The organism is Tunicatimonas pelagia (assembly GCF_030506325.1).
GTDB lineage: Bacteria > Bacteroidota > Bacteroidia > Cytophagales > Cyclobacteriaceae > Tunicatimonas > Tunicatimonas pelagia.
This window is the reverse complement of sequence record NZ_CP120683.1, coordinates 3299108-3316588: the sequence shown is the minus strand read 5'-3', so window position 1 is coordinate 3316588 and position 17481 is coordinate 3299108. Positions and strand designations below refer to the sequence as shown.

Sequence of the window (17481 nt, the reverse complement as noted above, 5' to 3'; positions counted from 1 at the left end):
AATATGAATTCAATCAGCATTTCTGTTCCTTCGTTATCCGAGAATATTCGGATGATAGAAAGTTTTATCGACAATGCTAAAGAACAGTTCAGTTTGAACGATGACATATACGGTAACATCATGATTGCCGTCACCGAGTCGGTGAATAACGCCATCCGCCACGGCAACAAAGGCGATTCACATAAGAATGTTAACCTTTCCTTGAAGCTTAACGATGGCTCTATTATTTTTTGGGTGAAAGACGAAGGTGATGGTTTTGACCACACCAACTTGCCTGATCCCACCGCTCCCGAGAATATTGACAAACCGGGTGGGCGAGGAATTTTTTTAATGAAGCACCTTTCCGACGAAGTAAACTTCCGAGATGAAGGTTGTACAGTAGAGCTTATTTTTTACATCAATTAGTGATTCAATTTTTCGTAGAGGATATAGACTTTGACCCTCAAAACCTTCTTGTTCCCACTCCAGATTGGTTGCTCGAAGTTGTTAGTCAACACAACCAGTCTGTTCAGGAAATCAACTATATTTTCTGTTCAGATGAGTATCTTCTCAGCATTAACCAGCAGTATCTTTCTCATGATTATTATACTGATATTATTACCTTTGATAATCGCGACGATATTAATCAGTCTTTAGAAGGTGATATTTTTATTAGTATCGACCGGGTTAGGGAAAATGCCCATCAATTGAGTGCTTCGTTTCTATCTGAATTTCTACGAGTGATTGTTCACGGCATTCTCCACTTACTCGGATTCAAAGATTCTACCGATGCCGAGAAGTTAGAAATGCGTTCCCTAGAGAATAAGTTTGTAAACCTTTACTTCCAGAATTTTCACCTCTCTTAGTATCCCAAACCGCTTCACGCCCACGTTCCACGTGGAACATTAACAATTTACTTCACGAACCGTAACGTAACCTACTTGAAATGAGGCATCTAGTAGATCTAAAAGAGAATATACACGATAAAGATTCTCTGCAAAGATTAGCTACCTTTCACTCTTCACCTTCTACCGTTTCTGTGTCCGTAATACAGCAAAGCACCTTAAAAAGAAGACTTCATTATTTCGGCAATAGAAATCAGAAAAAGTGGAAACGAAATACTAATTTTACTTGTAAAGAAGAAGAGAAACTTACGTAGAGATATGCTATTCGAAAAATACGATGTAGTTGTGGTAGGAGCAGGGCACGCTGGAAATGAGGCTGCCGCCGCTGCCGCAAACTTGGGTTCTAAAACATTACTTATCACAATGGATATGGCCAAAATGGGTCAGATGTCTTGTAATCCGGCAATGGGTGGTGTAGCCAAAGGGCAAATTGTTCGGGAAATTGATGCGCTGGGCGGACTGTCTGGTATTGTTACTGATGTATCAGCCATTCAGTTTCGAATGCTAAACCGCTCTAAAGGCCCGGCCATGTGGAGTCCAAGAACCCAAAATGATCGGGCGCGTTTCACCGAGGCTTGGCGAATGCAATTGGAGAAAATTCCAAACCTAGACTTTCTGCAAGAAATGGTGGCCGAAATTCTGGTAGAAGGGGAGAAGGTGGTAGGAGTGAAAACCAGTATCGGACTGGAGATTAAATCCCAAACCGTTATCTTAACCAATGGTACATTTCTGAATGGCTTAATCCATATTGGTGACAAGCAGATGGGCGGAGGGCGTTCGGGTGAGCGGGCTTCTAAAGGGATTACCGAGCAACTTATCAGTTTGGAATTTGAGGCCGGACGAATGAAAACCGGGACTCCACCCCGAGTAGACGGTCGCTCACTAGACTATAGCAAAATGGAAGAGCAGCCCGGTGATGAAAACCCTGGTAAGTTTTCGTTTACCGATACTCAGCCACTCACGCATCAGCGAAGCTGCCATATTACGTATACGAACCCTACTGTTCACGAAGTATTAGAAAGCGGGTTTGATCGTTCACCCATGTTTAACGGACGAATCCAGGCGCAAGGTCCGCGATATTGTCCGTCGATTGAAGATAAAATTAACCGATTTGCCGAGCGCGAACGCCACCAGATATTTGTAGAACCCGAAGGCTGGGATACGGTGGAAGTATACGTTAACGGGTTTTCTACTTCATTACCCGAAGAAGTACAGCACCAAGCCATCCGCCATATTCCTGGTTTTGAGAACGCTAAATTATTTCGTCCCGGCTACGCCATTGAATATGACTATTTTCCACCGACGCAACTTTCGCTAAGTTTAGAAACTAAAGTGATTGAGAATCTATTTTTCGCTGGGCAAATTAATGGAACTACCGGTTACGAAGAAGCGGCTTGCCAAGGTCTGATGGCTGGTATCAACGCTCACCTTAAGGTTCAAGAGCAGGAACCCCTCATTTTGCGCCGATCTGAAGCCTACATTGGAGTACTAATTGATGATTTAATTAATAAGGGTACCGAAGAGCCCTACCGAATGTTTACTTCCCGAGCCGAGTTTCGACTGTTGCTCCGGCAGGATAATGCTGACCTACGACTTACCGAAAAGGGGCACCAGCTCGGGCTAATTGATAATTCGCGTTTAGAAAAAGTATTTGATAAGCGGAATGCTATTAAAGAAGTAATGACCGAAATTAAACAACGAAAAGCTGCTCCCCAGGAAATAAACGAAGGGCTAGATGAAATATCGACTGCTACTATTAAAGAAAAAGTAAGTATTCATCAGTTACTAAAGCGTCCCGAAATTACGGTTAAAACTTTAGTAAAACTTGATTCTACTTTACAAAAATACTTCCAGCCAATAGACGAGGAGGTAAAAGAACAAGTAGAAATTCTGACCAAGTACGAAAGCTATTTGGAAAAAGAACGCCAGCACGCCGAGCGAGTGGAAAGTTTGGAAGATTACCGAATTCCCGGTGACTTCGATTACAACACCGTAAAAGCATTGTCAACTGAAGCACGTGAGAAGCTAGGAAAAATTCGTCCACAAACGATTGGTCAAGCTTCCCGGATTAGCGGCGTGTCTCCGGCAGATGTGTCAGTCATTATGATTTATCTCGGCAAATAGAGGTTCATGCTCTATCGTATCATAATTGTCGCCGGGCTAATGGGGATGTTCTTCGTACCGAGTCGTGCTCAAGAGTATGTAAAGCAAGAGCAAGAAAAACGGATCAAGCTGCAAGAAATACCAAAAGTTGCTCAAGATTATTTAGATAGTATTTGGTTGAAAGAATCCCGGAGAAAGCGGTTTTACCGAGAAACTGACGGAAAAAACTTGAGTTACGAAACAAAATTAGTAAGAAATAGAAGAAGGTTTAACATAGAGTTTAATGACGATGGTAAACTTCAGGACATTGAAGAACTAACCCGTTTTGAAGAAATTCCTGATTCAGTCCGTCTACGCACCGATTCAGTCTTAACTAATGGTTATAGCCGACACACTATACAGCGGATTCAGCGTCAGTTTTTACCTAACCAAACTGACGATTACCAAGAGCTAACTAGTGAAAATACCCAGAACTACGAACTAGAAGTCAGTTTAAACGAAGGTTCCGAAGTCCATTCGTACGAAATGTTATTCAACTCTCAGAGTGTTCTTCAGCAAAAGCGATTGATTATACGTCGGTTACTCGATAATTTCCTCTATTAACCTTATCGTGCGTTTATTTTTTTTCATCTTCATCGCAGCTATTTCAGCAAATGTTTACTGCTTAGCCCAATCCAGCACTCTCCTTCAGTGGAAACCCGGGTTATCGTTTACACAGAAATTTCAAAGCCGCTGGTCACTCAACGTAAACATCAAGCAAAGGGGAACGATGGTAGAATATCAAGATGAAGAAAATCAGACTGATTTTCAGTGGAACCTCAACGAAACCCAGGTTTTTGCTACCTACGAATTGTGGGGGAACAAGAAGCTCAGCGGCGGTTACGCTTTTCAATTACGCTCTCCCGAATCCCGCAATTTTCGTGAGCATCGGTTTATGGAACAATTTGCGTTTGTAATTTATGCCTTAGCAGGAAAACGAATTGCTAGCTGGGTACAGCTGGAGCAACGTATTCGAGATTCAGGATTTACCAACCGCTTGCGGTATCAATTAGGTTTTGATAGCCCACTTAACGGTGAGCAGCTTGACCCAGGAGAACTTTACGCTATTGTAACAAATGAATACTTATGGTCATTTAACCGGGAGGAAGTGGCGAAAATCGGTTGTTTGCCGGAATTGGCTGGTTTTTCAACCGACAGTATAAATTACAAACCGGGCTGATGTATCACCTTTCAGGACAACGCGGTTCTTATCGAAATATACTAGCAATTTCTACGGTGCTGTATATAAATAATCAAAAGAAAGCTTCCAAATAGGCGTTTAGTAATAAATACCGAACTACTAAAAACATGATAAAACAATACAGTTGGTTACTCGCACTTTGGGTTTTGCTAATCATGGTTGGATCGTGTGCCCGACAAGGAACTCCCACTGGTGGACCAAAAGATTCTATCCCACCCAAATTAGTCAGAATGTACCCTGAGTTAGAAACCGTTAATTTCGATGAAGATAAGATTGAGCTAGAATTTGACGAGTACATAGAAGGCCGCGAACTAAAGCAAGAGCTTATTATCACCCCACCAATAGAGGATTATAGTTTTTACGTAAGCAAACGAACGCTCTTTTTAGAAATTGAGGAAGAACTGAGGGATAGCACTACCTATACTTTTAACTTCCGAGAGGGAATTAAAGACGCTTCGGAAAAAAATCCTGCCGAAAATCTGATCGTTGCGTTTAGTACTGGGCCCGAAATTGACTCCTTTCAGGTAAGCGGTAACGTTCGAGCTTTGATGACCCAACAGCCTGTTGAGGATGTGGTGGTTGCGCTTTATGATGTGAACGATACGTTAGATGCTTTCACTGGCCCACCCATGTATTTAGCGAAAACCGATACAGGCGGTGACTATACTATCCGCTACATTCGGGAAGGCTTATACAATATATACGCCTACGTTGATGAAAATGGCAACCTGAAAATTGACTCAAATAACGAACCCTTCGGTTTTAAATCTGAACCGGTGTACTTAGGAACCGACATTAATAAGTTGGTTCAGGCCGATTCAATAACTATTACTGACTCGGTTTACGCATTAAATAAAATCAGAGACCTAGTTATTCAACGGCAAGACATTCGCCCCATTCGGTTGCAAAGTGCTCGGGTTAATGGAAAATACTTTGAGATAAAATTCAATAAGTCACTAGACAGTTATTCGCTTTCAGCAGCCGAGCGGGTTGGCCAGGCTACGCTGGATTTTCTAAAAGATTCAGTTGCATTCAATCTATCTGATACTAGCATTGTGCTGTTTAGCAATTTTCAAGATGAGCAAAAAGTCGTTCGTATTTACAATACGTTAAAGCAAGATAGTTTAGCCATTACTATTTCAGCTACTGACTCCGCTCAACAATTACTGCCCGATACTCTGCTTTATTTGAAGTTTACTGAAAGTCGCCGAAAGATTGCTGATTTCACTACTCAGTTTATATCAGGTGACAACGAAGTTACAGATACTATCTCAGGTACTTTCGTATTTTCTAAACCCGTTGCCCAAATAAATACTGATAGTATCTTATTGAGCTACGATACACTATTTTATCTACCCATCGATTATAGCCAAGCGCTCCAGTGGAGCGAACATTCCGATCAGGTTGGACTAGATGTACCCGTAGATCAGTCGCAGATTGTGGATAGCGTAATTTATTACCTAAAATTGAACGATAGTTCATCTTACAAAGATAGAGTCCGCCAACAAACCGTTTATTTAGACAGTCTGAAAAATGAAACTGATGCTTCTGGAGAAAACCGCCTCGGTTGGCTACAGCAATTTGTAATAGCTAAGAAAGCAAATCCAGATCGAGCTGTTCTCGATAGCATTAAATCGCTAGAGGAAGAAGAGGCTAAACTCGCCTTACTTACAAGTTATGTAGACACCACCCAGATTAACCAACAGTTTTTACCCAAAACTTACGACCGAGAAGAAGTTACTACCGATTTACGCTCCTTCAATTTTTACGCGAGCGGAGGAAGTTTTATGAGTGTAGAAAACGACAGCAGTGAACAAATCATCCAAAAATTCTCATTCAAAAATCCTGAAGATTACGGAGCCATTAGTGGCACGGTAACCACCGAATACCCCCGCTACACTGTGCAACTACTCAACCAACAGTTTGAGTTAATCCGAGAAATTAGAGATGCCCAAAAATTCTCATTCAAGCTGGTACCACCCGGCAAATACCAAATCCGAATTTTGGTAGATGCCGATGAAGACGGAGAATGGGAAGCCGGTAGCATTCTTTCTCAGGAAGAACCCGAACCAGTTTACTTCTACACCGAAGAAGAGATTATTGATCTACGGGCTAACTGGGAACGTAGCGATCTCAACATTATCATTGGGGAGTTATCCACATTATCGAGTGAATAACCTGTGGAAAAGCTAACAATAACTTGTTAATAAACAGCTTGTTATTCACTACTCTCAAATAATTTCACCATTTCGGGGGGTTATTCACTCCTCAACGTAAGTTATACACAGTGTTATGCACTTTTAATATTATCCATATAGTTATCCACATATTAGTTAACAAATGAATAATTTACGTATAAGTGTTTGTAAGTCAACTGATTAATTGTGGATAAGTGTGTTAGTAATTTGTAGATAATTATCGGAGTTATTCACAAAGCTCAATAATTGGCTTATTTGACGGGAGTTATTCACAAATCCACAGCGTAATAATTAATAATAATTTCGAAGAAAAATAATTAATTAATAATGTAGTATGTTAGTTCAAAAGTTATCCGCTGTCAAACCACAAACTATGATCCGTACGATAATCTGGGTTATTATTTTACTAACAAACGCTAACATGCTTGCCTATGGGCAAAATACGCAGCAAATAGAGTTAGCGCAGCAATACGATGATAAAGGCGAAATTGAAAAAGCAAAAACGCTCTACGATGAATTGGTCGGGAAAAAGAAAAACATTCCTATCATCCACGACCGTTACTTTCGGCTGCTAATAAACAATGGCTATCTAACCGAAGCGGAAAAATATCTTACCAAAGCTTTGCGCCACTACCCTACCAATATTTTGTACCAGTTAGATGCGGGCATTGTACACTTACGGCAAGGTGAAGATGCTGAAGCCGAAAAGTACTTTACGCAAGTATTTGAAAAAGCCAAAACAGACACTTACCAAGTGCGTATTGTGGCGGGCCATCTCATTAAACATGAGTTAATAGAGCGAGCGGTGAGCATTTATATGGCAGGAAGGCAAACCAGTGGCGACCCTAGCCTTTACGCTCTGGAATTAGCCAATGTATACCGCCGACTGAATAAAGTGGATCAGATGGTACTAGAATACCTTAGCTATGCTAATGAGGATCCGTCTCGCGTTAGCTACGTCAAAAATGTGTTGCAAAGTATTCTGACCGAAGATGAAGATTTGGACAGCATGGCTAATTTGCTGCTAGATCGCATTCAGAAGGATGCTGATAACCCGTTGTATAGCGAACTGCTCATCTGGATCAATTTACAACAGAAAAACTTTTACGGGGCGTTTATGCAAGCCCGAGCGGTAGATCGTCGGCAGCGTACCGATGGCGACGAAGTAATGAACGTAGCTCAGATCGCGCTGGAAAACCAAGATTATGACAATGCGCTCAAAATGTACGATTACGTAATTGAGCGTCATCCGCGCACATCTAACTACGTTTCGGCCCGGCGGTACAAGATTAAAGCTCGAGAAGAGTTGGTAAAAAACCAATTTCCGGTGCAGCAGGAGGAAATTATTAAACTCATTCAAGATTATCAAAATTTTATTGATGAGAGTAAAGGCTCACCCATTGGGCCAAGTGCCGCTACGCTAGAAGCGATGCGAAGTCAGGCATTGCTCTACGCTTTTTACATGAACGAAAAAGACCGGGCAATTACCATTCTTCAGGAAGTAACTAGTAACCCGAAGGCAAGTCGGGAAATTAAGGCACAAAGCAAGCTGGATATGGGTGACATCTACGTGCTTATGAATCAATCGTGGGAATCTACGCTGTTGTACGCTCAAGTAGAAAAGGCGCACAAAGAAGAACCGGTTGGCTACGAAGCCAAATTACGTAACGCCAAACTGTCGTACTACAAAGGCGACTTCCAACTAGCGCAAGATCATTTGAACGTGCTAAAGGAAGCGACTACTCGCGAAATTGCCAACGATGCTATGTCGCTGAGCCTGCTCATTCAAAATAATACAGCGTTAGATACGTCTGGTGCTGCGATGCAAGCCTACGCCGATGCGGAGTTGCTTTTGTTTCAAAATAGGCAGCAAGAAGCTCTAGCTAAGTTAGATAGTATGCTAAGTACCTACCAAAGCCATCCGTTGGAAGATGAAATACATTGGTTAGTAGCCAAGGTGCAGCTGCAGCTGGGGAACTTTGATCAGTCACTAAGTCGGTTAGAAAAAATAACAGAATCGTATAATTACGATATTTTGGGTGATGATGCGCTTTTCATGACGGGACGCATCTACGAAGAACAGCTAAAAGATACCGAAAAGGCAATGGAACTCTACACCCAATTTATGCGAGAGTATCCCGGTAGTATTTACGTAGCCGATGTTCGCAAACGCTTCCGCAATCTACGAGGAGATTTTAATATAAATTGAACGATAGTTTAAGTAATATTTGTGCTACTGTTTTGTGTCTACCATTTGCTAAAGGATAAGCATAGTGTGTTTACTCGCTTATTACTGGTTACAAAAACTATTAGTTAAAAAGTAGTAAAAGTGAATTGAACGATAGTTTACTTTCATTAAATTCTTTTCTGGACAATACGAATCTCTATCACGATAAGTGTTACTATCGTCAGAACTTCTAGAGTGAAATGAATTTTCCCAATCCAGTGAATCACGCTAAAGTGGGAGACTAAGATGTAGGTGGTTAGCAGAACGTAAGTTATGTTTCCAAGTATTATTATCCTTAACAGTTGTAGTTTTTGCGAGTTACCGACCCGTTGTGAAATCATAGAAAATACTCCAAAAACAAGAGCAATTAAAGCTAGCAGTGACAAAATGCTGGTAGAAATACCAATTAAATCAGGAATAACGATCAGGAAAAATAGTAGGACAAAGGAAGTATATAATGCACCAATTGAGTCAATAAGAAAAATATTATTGATACTGATTCTATGGATGAGTGATTTCATTTTTTCATCTAAGAAAGCCTAAGTGATAGTTATTTGCTTTGACATTAATCAAAAAAGGAAAATATTTTTCAAATAGAGGCTTCAAAATATGGCTCCGAAATCAGCAGCTTTAAAAAGCTATTTAGAGAATTTTGCGCAAGGGGCAAGATACTTCATTCAGCCAGCGTGCTATAAAAAAGGGCAACTTCTGCACAGGAGCGGTTATACATGCTTTGACCTATTTATCTTTCATAAGGGCGTAGGTAGATCTTTCTATTACAAAGATGGATTAGACATCACTTCACATTTTGTGGTAGACTTTGGGATCATATCAGCCATTGATAGCTTAGTTACTAGGAAGCCTAGTAAATACAATATAGAGGTTCTTGAAGATGCAAAAGTTAGTAGGATCAATATCAACCAGTATGAAAAATTCCTATCTGAAAATCCTCATCATGAAAAGTCAGCCAGGCAATTAACCCAAGTAATTTATTTTGAATTGGCCGAACGGATTGAGGGGTTGATGTTTCATACCGCACATGAGAGATACCAAAGACTTACAGATGAATATCCGGATATTGTCAATCGAGTAAACTTAGGTCATATTGCTACTTTCTTAGGTATTAGTCAAGAAACACTTAGTAGAATAAGAAAGATAAAAGGTTGACTGTAGCGAAGTAGGAAAATACTAGAGTAACATGAAGGGAGTGAGTCGTACTGGATTCGAACCAGTGACCTCTGCCCTGTCAAGGCAGCGCTCTAAACCAACTGAGCTAACGACCCAAATAAAATATGAGATGTGAAATATGAAGGTAAGAAAGTATTTTTCAGATTTCATATCTCTTGTCTCATATTTTGATTTCTATGCTCCTCTATTGAATAGTTCATTATAAATTCGATCAACTTCTGTAAGGGCTTCTTCTAAAATAGTATCCCGACCAGCTTCGCGATCTTCATCGGTAATATCTACCCGAATGTCGGGGGCTACTCCATCTTCAATGTTTTCTCCGGCTACCGTGGTAGTTACCGTTGACGAAAAACGATAGACCCAACCGTTGGGCAACTCCCGATTGATGGGTAGTCCGCCCCCTCCTCCGGTACTATCCCCCATTACAGTTACATTGGGAAAGTTTTTCATAATCTGCGCGAAGAAGTTGGTAGCACTATAACACGACCGATTGGTTAGTACTACTACTGGGCCATTGTATTGGAACGCTCCTTCAGGCTCAATGTATTTCTTTATTGGGTCGGTAAAGTCGTTATGTCCTGGTCCATCTTTGTACTGCCAATTTTGCACGTGTCGGCGTTCATCAGCAAATCGGCTAGCTAAGGTATTAACATTATCAAGGCTACCGCCGCCGTTGTCTCGCACGTCAATAATTAGTCCTTTAAAGATAAGTGTATCATCATTACCGGTTACTCGGCTAGCGTATAGCGTTACCAAATAGTCAACAACCGATTCACTAAAATCATCTTCAAAACTTTCGTAGTAAATATAACCAACTGAGTCAATAGCTCGGTGCAGAAATGGTCCAGTAATTTCGTAGTCATCAGCCAGATAATTGCGCTCAATTACGGTGAAATCAAAATTTTGGGGAAAATCCAGGTACCAATCCCAATTGCGGGATAGGTCGAAGCCCGCTTGTAGATTAACGTGTCCGTCGCGCAGCACAAACAGCATATCGGCCAGTACATTAAACAGCGAATCGCGGCGCATTCCGTTTTCCACCCGGGGGCGATTAGCCTCGTACACTGCATCCCAGTCAATTCCTTTAAAGTTAAAGAAAGAGTAATTTTCGTCTACCGTCGTCCACATAGCGTTAAAGACATCCACCGCATTATCGTCGTACTCTTCCCGAATAAAAACTTCTTCGCAAGACGCAAAGGCCAGCAGGCCGATTACCGCAACCAGAAATCCATTTACTAACTTCATCATGCTAAAAATTAAACATGGTTCCAATAACTATATTATGCGAAGCCGATTGCACCAGCCGAGGTTCACTGTAGCGCACATAATTCCACTCATAGCTCAAGCGCAGGCGGTTTCGATTCGATAGGAAGTACTCTAAAGACCAGGTGTTGCTGTAGCGAAAAAACTTGTTTAAGCTGGTTAGCGAACCGCTCTCAAAAAATTGGGCGACAGGCTCGTCCCGCTCATCATCCAGAAAGCCCGGTAAGCGCGTGGTGCCGTAAGAAGGACGCACCGCAAAAGTTAACAATGGCAAATACGCCGAATATGATGCCCGAAATTGTCGATTCCAGAGTTTGAAGGGATACGCTAGTGAAGTAGCGGGGCTAAGCGATACGTACAGACTGGTATTGAATGAGTTGTTACTAAAATTAGTGAATTGCCACAGCGTATAAAGGCCATTGACTGAACCTCCCACAAACCACTGAAGACGGTCTTCCCAAATGTTACTGATACGCTTTTTATAACTATAATTTCCCTCAAAGCGAAAGGAGTTGACATCAGCAAATTCAAAAGCAAAGGCGGACATTTGCCCGTAATCGAACCGTAAATCGATATGCTCAAGTGTGCTACTATCTTTACGGAAGTGAAAACCACCCACCACCGAAGCTGCGTGACCTTGGTAGCGCTGTACCGAAAAGCTTTCGTCGAGAAATTTCGGTAAGGTATAACCAAATCCAATATTGAACGAACGAAATTTTTCTTGGGCTTGGGTTGGGGTGAACGATAAAGCAAGAAAGGTTACTAATAAACAGTAGTAAGATAATTTCCTTAAATCTCCCTTACCCCCTTTTTCTAAGGGGAAATTGCTTCCGTTCTCAAAATTGCTCGATGCTTTTATCCCAAAGGAAGAGAATACAGTTTTGTTTTCTCCGTTTTTTAAAAAGAGCCACCGCGGAACGAGTGAAGGAGATTTCCCTCGCTGGCTTTTCTTTCGTGTATCGCTGAGAGAAAACGTTAAAAATGAACAACTGTTCATAACGATATTTCTATTTGATTCTGTAGAATATCATCCATCGTTTCCCGCTGGCGAATTAGCTTAGCTTCACCTTGATGAATAAGTACTTCGGCAGGTCGTAGACGGGCGTTGTAGTTGGATGCCATACTAAAACCGTAAGCACCCGCATTTTTGATAGCCACAATATCACCCTGTCGCACTTGTGGTAGCATTCGGTTTTCCGCGATAGTATCAGTTTCGCAAATGTAACCCACTACATGGTAGGGTTGTAAATCTCCATCAGGATTAGTCACATTCACAATTTCATGGTATGCTTCGTACATCATGGGGCGGATGAGATGATTTAGTCCCGTATCTAGGTGGACAAAGTTAATCCCTGGGTTTTCTTTGACTACCGTGACCTCAGCCAGCAAATAACCGGAGTCGCTAACGATGAGCTTTCCCGGTTCAAACCACATTTCTAGTTCCCTTCCGTACTGCTGGCAAAACTCCTGAAACGAGTCTTCCATTAGGCGAGCCAACTGAGGAATGTCAGTAGCCACATCACCTTCTTTATAAGCTACTTTAAAGCCGCTACCGAAATCAATAAACTGCAAATCAGGAAAATGCTGGGCAGCCGCGTACAATCGTTGGGCACCCTGAGCAAATACCTCGGGGTCTTTAATATCAGAACCGGTGTGAATGTGCAGTCCGTTGATCGTGATGCCGTACTGCTTAACCACATCTACTACTAAATCTAGCTGCGATAGCGCAATACCGAACTTAGATTCGTTATGCCCTACCGAAATTTTGGCGTGGCCACCCGCTCGGATGTCTGGGTTTAGCCGAAGGCAGCAGGAAACCGTATTGCCGTAACGTTCACCGATATAGCGTAGCAACGGTAAGCTATCTACGTTCATCTGCACTCCCAGCGCAATCGCCTCATCAATTTCGGAAAAGGGCACTCCGCTAGGAGTGTACATAATTTGCTGGGCTGAAAAACCCGCTTTCAAACCAATGTGGGCTTCCTGAATAGAAACTACATCCAGATCAATACCTTGCTGGCGAATTAATTTTAGTACTGAGATGTTGGTCAGTGCCTTGGCAGCGTATTTGAACTTTACTTTAGAGTAGGTAAAAGCGTTTTTGAGCGTATTAATCTGCCGGATAATAACATCCGCATCGTATAGGTAAAGTGGAGTACCAAACTGCTGGCAAACCTGCGTAAGGTCTACTCCCTGCGGAGAGAAAGTAGTAGGAATGGCTTCGGTGGTGGAGCTAGAAAAAGACATAAATCAATTATTCAGAACCGTGAAGATACAATAAGATTTGGGAATAGCGGATGGATTTTAGAAACTTACCACTAATTATAATGACTAATGAATAGTGAGTAATGACTAATGGGTATCAGAAAATCCATTATTACTGCCACTATTCACTAATCATCATTCGTTACTCATTAATCATTATCATGAAGAAGTCAGTAGAAGAAATATTTCAAAGTCGCCTTTCTGAATTTCAGCAGCAAGCTCAGATACTACAGAAAAAATACAACCAGGTTTCTATACTGAGAATCGTATTCTTTGTGGTAGCCATTATCAGCATTGTCTATTTGGCTAATGCTCGCCTTACCGATTTGTTTATCATTGCATTAGTAGTATCAGTCGTTGGGTTTGTGTTGATTATTCGCTGGCATCAACGTATTAAGCAAAAATACGAACATAGCGAGCGGTTATCTACTATCAATCAAGAGGAACTGCACCGACTAAATTACCAGCTTCATTCATTTGATTCGGGCGAGACCTACCAAGATGCCCGCCACCCCTACTCCGGTGACTTAGATGTTTTCGGTGAACATTCTTTGTTCCAACTTATTAACCGCAGTGCTACCCGGAAGGGAAAAGACTTTCTAGCGGATTGGCTGAGGCAACCGGCAGCTAAACCAGAAATTGAGGCTCGGCAGGCAGCCGTAGCGGAGCTAAAAGACCAACTAGACTGGCGACAGGCTCAGCAAGCGCACGGACGACAGGTAGACACTACCCAAGAAGATATTCAACAATTGTTGGCTTGGGCTTCTTCTCCACCGGCGGTCAGTAACCAAAAGGTTTATCAGATAGTACAGTACGCCTTCAGTGCATTGGCAGTTCTTTTAATTGTGGCTGCTTTTGTTCTGCCCACGGTACAGTGGTACATACCAATGATTGTCATTTTAGTGAATATGGCCATCGTTGGCACCACGGCTAAAGCAGCGGAGAAAGTCCATCAGCAGACTAATAAAAGTGTGACTACGCTACAGGCCTATCGATATATGATGGAAGGCGTAGAGCAACAGTCTTTTCAATCGGAAAAGCTACAATCATTGCAGAATGAATTAAAGGGCGATGGTAAATCGGCTTCGGCCTCGATAAAGGAGCTAAGCTATATCTTATCAAATTTCGATGCGCGAGGTAACATGATGTACCATATTTTAAATGTTATCTTTCTGTTGGATGTGCACTGGCTACTACGAGCTGACCGCTGGAAAGCCCAAACGAAAGATCATGTTGAAGCCTGGCTCAACAGCATGGGTGAAGTGGAAGCTTTGGATAGCATTGCCAGCTTTGCCTACGCCCAGCCTGACTTCACGTTTCCCGCCATTTCGGGTGAGCGACACTATATTCGTACCGAAGCGATGGGGCACTGCCTTATTCCCCCTCAGCAGCGAGTCAGCAACGATTTTGCTATGCAGGGGCGGGGCACAATCAATATCATCACCGGATCAAACATGTCGGGAAAAAGTACTTTTTTGCGAACAGTAGGAACGAATATGGTGCTGGCATTAACCGGAGCTCCGGTCTGCGCCCAGCAATTTGAAGTAGCGGTGATGCAGGTCTTCAGCAGTATGCGTACCCAAGATTCGCTGGAAGAAAATGTGTCTTCGTTTTACGCCGAATTGCAACGGTTGCGGCAGTTACTCACCATGCTGGAAGCCCCCCAATTACCCGTGCTGTTTATGCTGGATGAAATTCTGAAAGGAACCAACTCCCACGACCGTCACCACGGAGCCGCCTCGCTGATTAAGCAGCTGGGAAAATTAGTATCTTCTGGTTTCGTCTCAACGCATGACCTGGAACTAGGAAAATTGGCCGACGAACTACCCAATCTGCGGAATTATAACTTTACCAGCACCATTGCGGGTGATGAAATTATTTTTGATTATAAGCTACACGATGGAGTTTGTCAAAGCTTCAACGCCAGCAAACTGATGGAAAAGATGGGAATAGCGATTGGCAACTAAATCTTTTGTGCATCCTAGAGGAAATCCCTAATTTTGAATTCATGCTGGGGTGGCGGAATTGGTAGACGCGCACGTTTCAGGTGCGTGTGAGGTAACACTCGTGCGGGTTCGACTCCCGCCCTCAGCACTCTGTTCTTATTCTTAACAATGTATTGCCAAATCATCAGCCACGATAGTGTTATCAGGCGTTCTGAGTTCTCAAATTTGGGCAGATTTATTATTTTCCAAGCTGAATAGTTTTTTGTCTTCAAAATACATTCCTATCCATAATAGAATAGTCAGTGCAATACCTATATGATTGACATCGTGCAATGCTCGAGTTGCAATTATTCCGCCTAGATAACTGCAAAGAAGGAAAAATCCGATCCGTCTGGTTTTAGGCACTAGAAACAAAACAGTACTGGTTAGCTGCAAAATTCCGAAGGGTAACATCCACTCAACTACGTTGAAAGAGTGCAAAGAGCTTCTAGATCAAAGAGATGCTAGTCCTGGTCAGTGCATAGACAAAAATGCCGCGTTTAAGTAAAAAGTTGGAAATCATTGAAAAGCAGATACGGGAGTTACCAGGATACCAAAGAGGCATTGATTAGACTGCTTGAAAAATAACATTTGAATTTATTCCGGAAGCTGAACAGGAGATAGGGCTAAAAATTTACTCCGGTAAGCGTTGTATAGTGCTGCTCCGGTCTCCATCGCTTCTTTTTCCCAGGGGCGATCAAGGTAAGCTATATTAGCTACTTTTTCACAAGCCTGATCTTTCCAACGGTAGTGAGCTAGGTCACACTGTACCAAGCGTCCCTCAATAAGTTGTTGAGCGTGTACCATCTCATGTGCCAACGTATGTATTTGAGAGGAACGTCCGGCCTTTCGGCTGAGTGTAATGTGTATTTAGTGTCCGCCTCCCTCAGGTCGAGAATCCCGATAGCGGGTGAAGCCTCCCAAATTTCGGGGTACTCGGTGGCTAAAGCTAATCAGAATATATACGTTCGCATCAATGCCTAAGGCGTGGGCGTAGTACGCCGCCTGCTGCTTTACTTCAGCTGGGTTATGGTCATTTTTGATAACGATAATGACCTGAGACAAAGAGAAGTGGTAAGCTAGTGAGCAAACAATTGCTCCAATAATGAAGAGCGGTAGAAAAAGCTAAGTGTATCAACATGCAGTAGAAAGTACCTCCAACAGGTAGTCGTAAAATAACTTTTTGTTAACATCGGTAGCGACTTTAGCGTGATAGCCAGAATTCGCTTTTCGGTACGTTCTTCCTGCCGACGCACCTTGAGTTACTACATCAACTTCTACTTCCTCCAGCGTAAAGGCTTCAGGAATACTTAGAAAGCTGGTCGCCAGCACATCCCACATAAAATAGGTGTACTCGTAAGCGGGAATGGTATCTAGGGTAGTGGCCCAAAATTGTCCGGCTAAATTTGCCCAGGAATCAGACGATTGATTCGCCAGTTTCTTTAAAAAATCAATGGTTACGGGTACGTGGTTGGTTACGTCAAGTGGTATAAAAATAATGGGTATTTGATGTGTTAGTAATGATTTAGCGGAGATAGGATCCCAAAATACATTCCACTCGGCAGTGCCATCGTGATTATAGGTCAATACATTACCGGGCACGTCAAAGGCTCCACTCATCCAGATAACTTCAGCGATGTGGTTCAGTATTTTCGGTTCTCGCTCAATAGCGTGGGCTAAGTTAGAACACGGCCCGGTCATTAGTACGGTGACCGCTTCTTGAGCAGTTAGCAGTTTTTCAATGATCATTTCCTGACTAGTTCGGAAATCTAATGGGCTTGAGTTAGTATCAATACCAATTAAGTCGGGAAGAGCATTTAAAACTTTTGGACGGGCTCGCCAATCAGCCGGAAAGGCGTTGATGCCGTGAACATGCCCAATTCCAATCTCAATATTGGTTCTTTTGGCTTTCGTAAGTAGCTTTAGGGTAGTTTCTAATGCATTCTCGAGGTAACAGTCAGCGGGAGTTATGCTAACTCCAAGCAGATCAACGTGCCTCATCAGTAGCAGTAAAATCAAAGAAAGGAAATCGTCGGCCGAGCCGTCGTGATCCATAATAACAGGTTTAGTTCTCATCTTTAAAATATGTAAGCGTAAATATAACGCTAAGTTAGCGTAAAAAATACGT

15 protein-coding genes and 2 tRNA genes are annotated in these 17481 nt (G+C 42.3%); 10 read left to right on the top strand and 7 right to left on the bottom strand.

The window, feature by feature from the left end; all coding sequences use genetic code 11:
- Positions 1–3 precede the first annotated feature (3 nt).
- The 8 genes from P0M28_RS14190 to P0M28_RS14155 all read left to right on the top strand — a co-directional run bounded on the left by P0M28_RS14190 (position 4) and on the right by P0M28_RS14155 (position 9819).
- Positions 4–405 carry an ATP-binding protein gene (locus P0M28_RS14190; protein WP_302210567.1) on the top strand — a complete coding sequence of 134 codons (402 nt, stop codon included), beginning with the start codon at positions 4–6 and terminating at the stop codon, positions 403–405.
- Positions 405–845, top strand: coding sequence for an rRNA maturation RNase YbeY (gene ybeY / locus P0M28_RS14185; protein ID WP_302210566.1), 441 nt, complete (start codon positions 405–407; stop codon positions 843–845). Before P0M28_RS14190 ends, ybeY begins: the two co-directional genes overlap by 1 nt.
- A gap of 297 nt (positions 846–1142) precedes the next feature.
- Positions 1143–3008, top strand: coding sequence for a tRNA uridine-5-carboxymethylaminomethyl(34) synthesis enzyme MnmG (gene mnmG, locus P0M28_RS14180; protein ID WP_302210565.1), 1866 nt, complete (start codon positions 1143–1145; stop codon positions 3006–3008).
- Positions 3009–3014: 6 nt separating this feature from the next.
- Entirely contained in the window at positions 3015–3590 is a 576-nt protein-coding gene (locus P0M28_RS14175; RefSeq protein ID WP_302210564.1) for a hypothetical protein, read from the top strand.
- A gap of 7 nt (positions 3591–3597) precedes the next feature.
- Entirely contained in the window at positions 3598–4206 is a 609-nt protein-coding gene (locus P0M28_RS14170) for a DUF2490 domain-containing protein (RefSeq protein WP_302210563.1), read from the top strand.
- Between the two features lie 128 nt (positions 4207–4334).
- Complete coding sequence (locus P0M28_RS14165; RefSeq protein WP_302210561.1) at positions 4335–6404, top strand: Ig-like domain-containing domain; 2070 nt, start codon at positions 4335–4337, stop codon at positions 6402–6404.
- A gap of 394 nt (positions 6405–6798) precedes the next feature.
- Complete coding sequence (locus P0M28_RS14160) at positions 6799–8634, top strand: tetratricopeptide repeat protein (protein WP_302210560.1); 1836 nt, start codon at positions 6799–6801, stop codon at positions 8632–8634.
- A 627-nt stretch (positions 8635–9261) separates the two neighbouring features.
- On the top strand, positions 9262–9819 hold the full coding sequence (locus tag P0M28_RS14155; protein WP_302210559.1) for a Crp/Fnr family transcriptional regulator: 558 nt from the start codon (positions 9262–9264) through the stop codon (positions 9817–9819).
- A gap of 41 nt (positions 9820–9860) precedes the next feature.
- Here the strand turns inward: P0M28_RS14155 and P0M28_RS14150 are convergent.
- From P0M28_RS14150 to lysA, 4 genes are all read right to left on the bottom strand, one after another.
- Positions 9861–9935, bottom strand: a tRNA-Val gene (locus P0M28_RS14150).
- Between the two features lie 79 nt (positions 9936–10014).
- On the bottom strand, positions 10015–11088 hold the full coding sequence (locus tag P0M28_RS14145) for a S41 family peptidase (protein ID WP_302210558.1): 1074 nt from the start codon (positions 11086–11088) through the stop codon (positions 10015–10017).
- Position 11089: 1 nt separating this feature from the next.
- Positions 11090–12100: a DUF3316 domain-containing protein gene (locus tag P0M28_RS14140; protein WP_302210557.1), complete on the bottom strand. Its 1011-nt coding sequence runs from the start codon at positions 12098–12100 to the stop codon at positions 11090–11092.
- A complete protein-coding gene (lysA, locus tag P0M28_RS14135) occupies positions 12097–13350 on the bottom strand; it encodes a diaminopimelate decarboxylase (RefSeq protein ID WP_302210555.1) in 1254 nt (417 codons plus the stop codon). Before lysA ends, P0M28_RS14140 begins: the two co-directional genes overlap by 4 nt.
- Positions 13351–13529: 179 nt before the next feature.
- Here lysA and P0M28_RS14130 point away from each other — a divergent pair, with 179 nt between their 5' ends.
- Entirely contained in the window at positions 13530–15335 is a 1806-nt protein-coding gene (locus tag P0M28_RS14130) for a MutS-related protein (protein ID WP_302210554.1), read from the top strand.
- 43 nt (positions 15336–15378) lie between these two features.
- A tRNA-Leu gene (locus P0M28_RS14125) sits at positions 15379–15462 on the top strand.
- Positions 15463–15950: 488 nt separating this feature from the next.
- On the opposite strand, the gene P0M28_RS14120 is transcribed toward P0M28_RS14125, so the two are convergent.
- The 3 genes from P0M28_RS14120 to P0M28_RS14110 all read right to left on the bottom strand — a co-directional run bounded on the left by P0M28_RS14120 (position 15951) and on the right by P0M28_RS14110 (position 17429).
- Positions 15951–16172 (bottom strand): hypothetical protein, encoded by a 222-nt coding sequence (locus P0M28_RS14120; protein WP_302210553.1) that lies wholly within the window; start codon positions 16170–16172, stop codon positions 15951–15953.
- A gap of 51 nt (positions 16173–16223) precedes the next feature.
- Positions 16224–16418: a hypothetical protein gene (locus P0M28_RS14115; RefSeq protein WP_302210552.1), complete on the bottom strand. Its 195-nt coding sequence runs from the start codon at positions 16416–16418 to the stop codon at positions 16224–16226.
- Between the two features lie 69 nt (positions 16419–16487).
- Positions 16488–17429, bottom strand: a complete 942-nt coding sequence (locus P0M28_RS14110) for a nucleoside hydrolase (RefSeq protein WP_302210551.1) — start codon at positions 17427–17429, stop codon at positions 16488–16490.
- Positions 17430–17481 lie beyond the last annotated feature (52 nt).

What these genes read in the sequence shown, in the direction of transcription:
- P0M28_RS14190 (WP_302210567.1), top strand. Translation starts at nt 4, where the DNA reads ATGAATTCAATCAGCATTTCTGTTCCTTCGTTATCCGAGAATATTCGG.
- mnmG (WP_302210565.1), top strand. Translation starts at nt 1,143, where the DNA reads ATGCTATTCGAAAAATACGATGTAGTTGTGGTAGGAGCAGGGCACGCT.
- P0M28_RS14175 (WP_302210564.1), top strand. Translation starts at nt 3,015, where the DNA reads ATGCTCTATCGTATCATAATTGTCGCCGGGCTAATGGGGATGTTCTTC.
- P0M28_RS14165 (WP_302210561.1), top strand. Translation starts at nt 4,335, where the DNA reads ATGATAAAACAATACAGTTGGTTACTCGCACTTTGGGTTTTGCTAATC.
- P0M28_RS14160 (WP_302210560.1), top strand. Translation starts at nt 6,799, where the DNA reads ATGATCCGTACGATAATCTGGGTTATTATTTTACTAACAAACGCTAAC.
- P0M28_RS14155 (WP_302210559.1), top strand. Translation starts at nt 9,262, where the DNA reads ATGGCTCCGAAATCAGCAGCTTTAAAAAGCTATTTAGAGAATTTTGCG.
- P0M28_RS14145 (WP_302210558.1), bottom strand. Translation starts at nt 11,088, where the DNA reads ATGATGAAGTTAGTAAATGGATTTCTGGTTGCGGTAATCGGCCTGCTG.
- P0M28_RS14140 (WP_302210557.1), bottom strand. Translation starts at nt 12,100, where the DNA reads ATGAACAGTTGTTCATTTTTAACGTTTTCTCTCAGCGATACACGAAAG.
- lysA (WP_302210555.1), bottom strand. Translation starts at nt 13,350, where the DNA reads ATGTCTTTTTCTAGCTCCACCACCGAAGCCATTCCTACTACTTTCTCT.
- P0M28_RS14130 (WP_302210554.1), top strand. Translation starts at nt 13,530, where the DNA reads ATGAAGAAGTCAGTAGAAGAAATATTTCAAAGTCGCCTTTCTGAATTT.
- P0M28_RS14110 (WP_302210551.1), bottom strand. Translation starts at nt 17,429, where the DNA reads ATGAGAACTAAACCTGTTATTATGGATCACGACGGCTCGGCCGACGAT.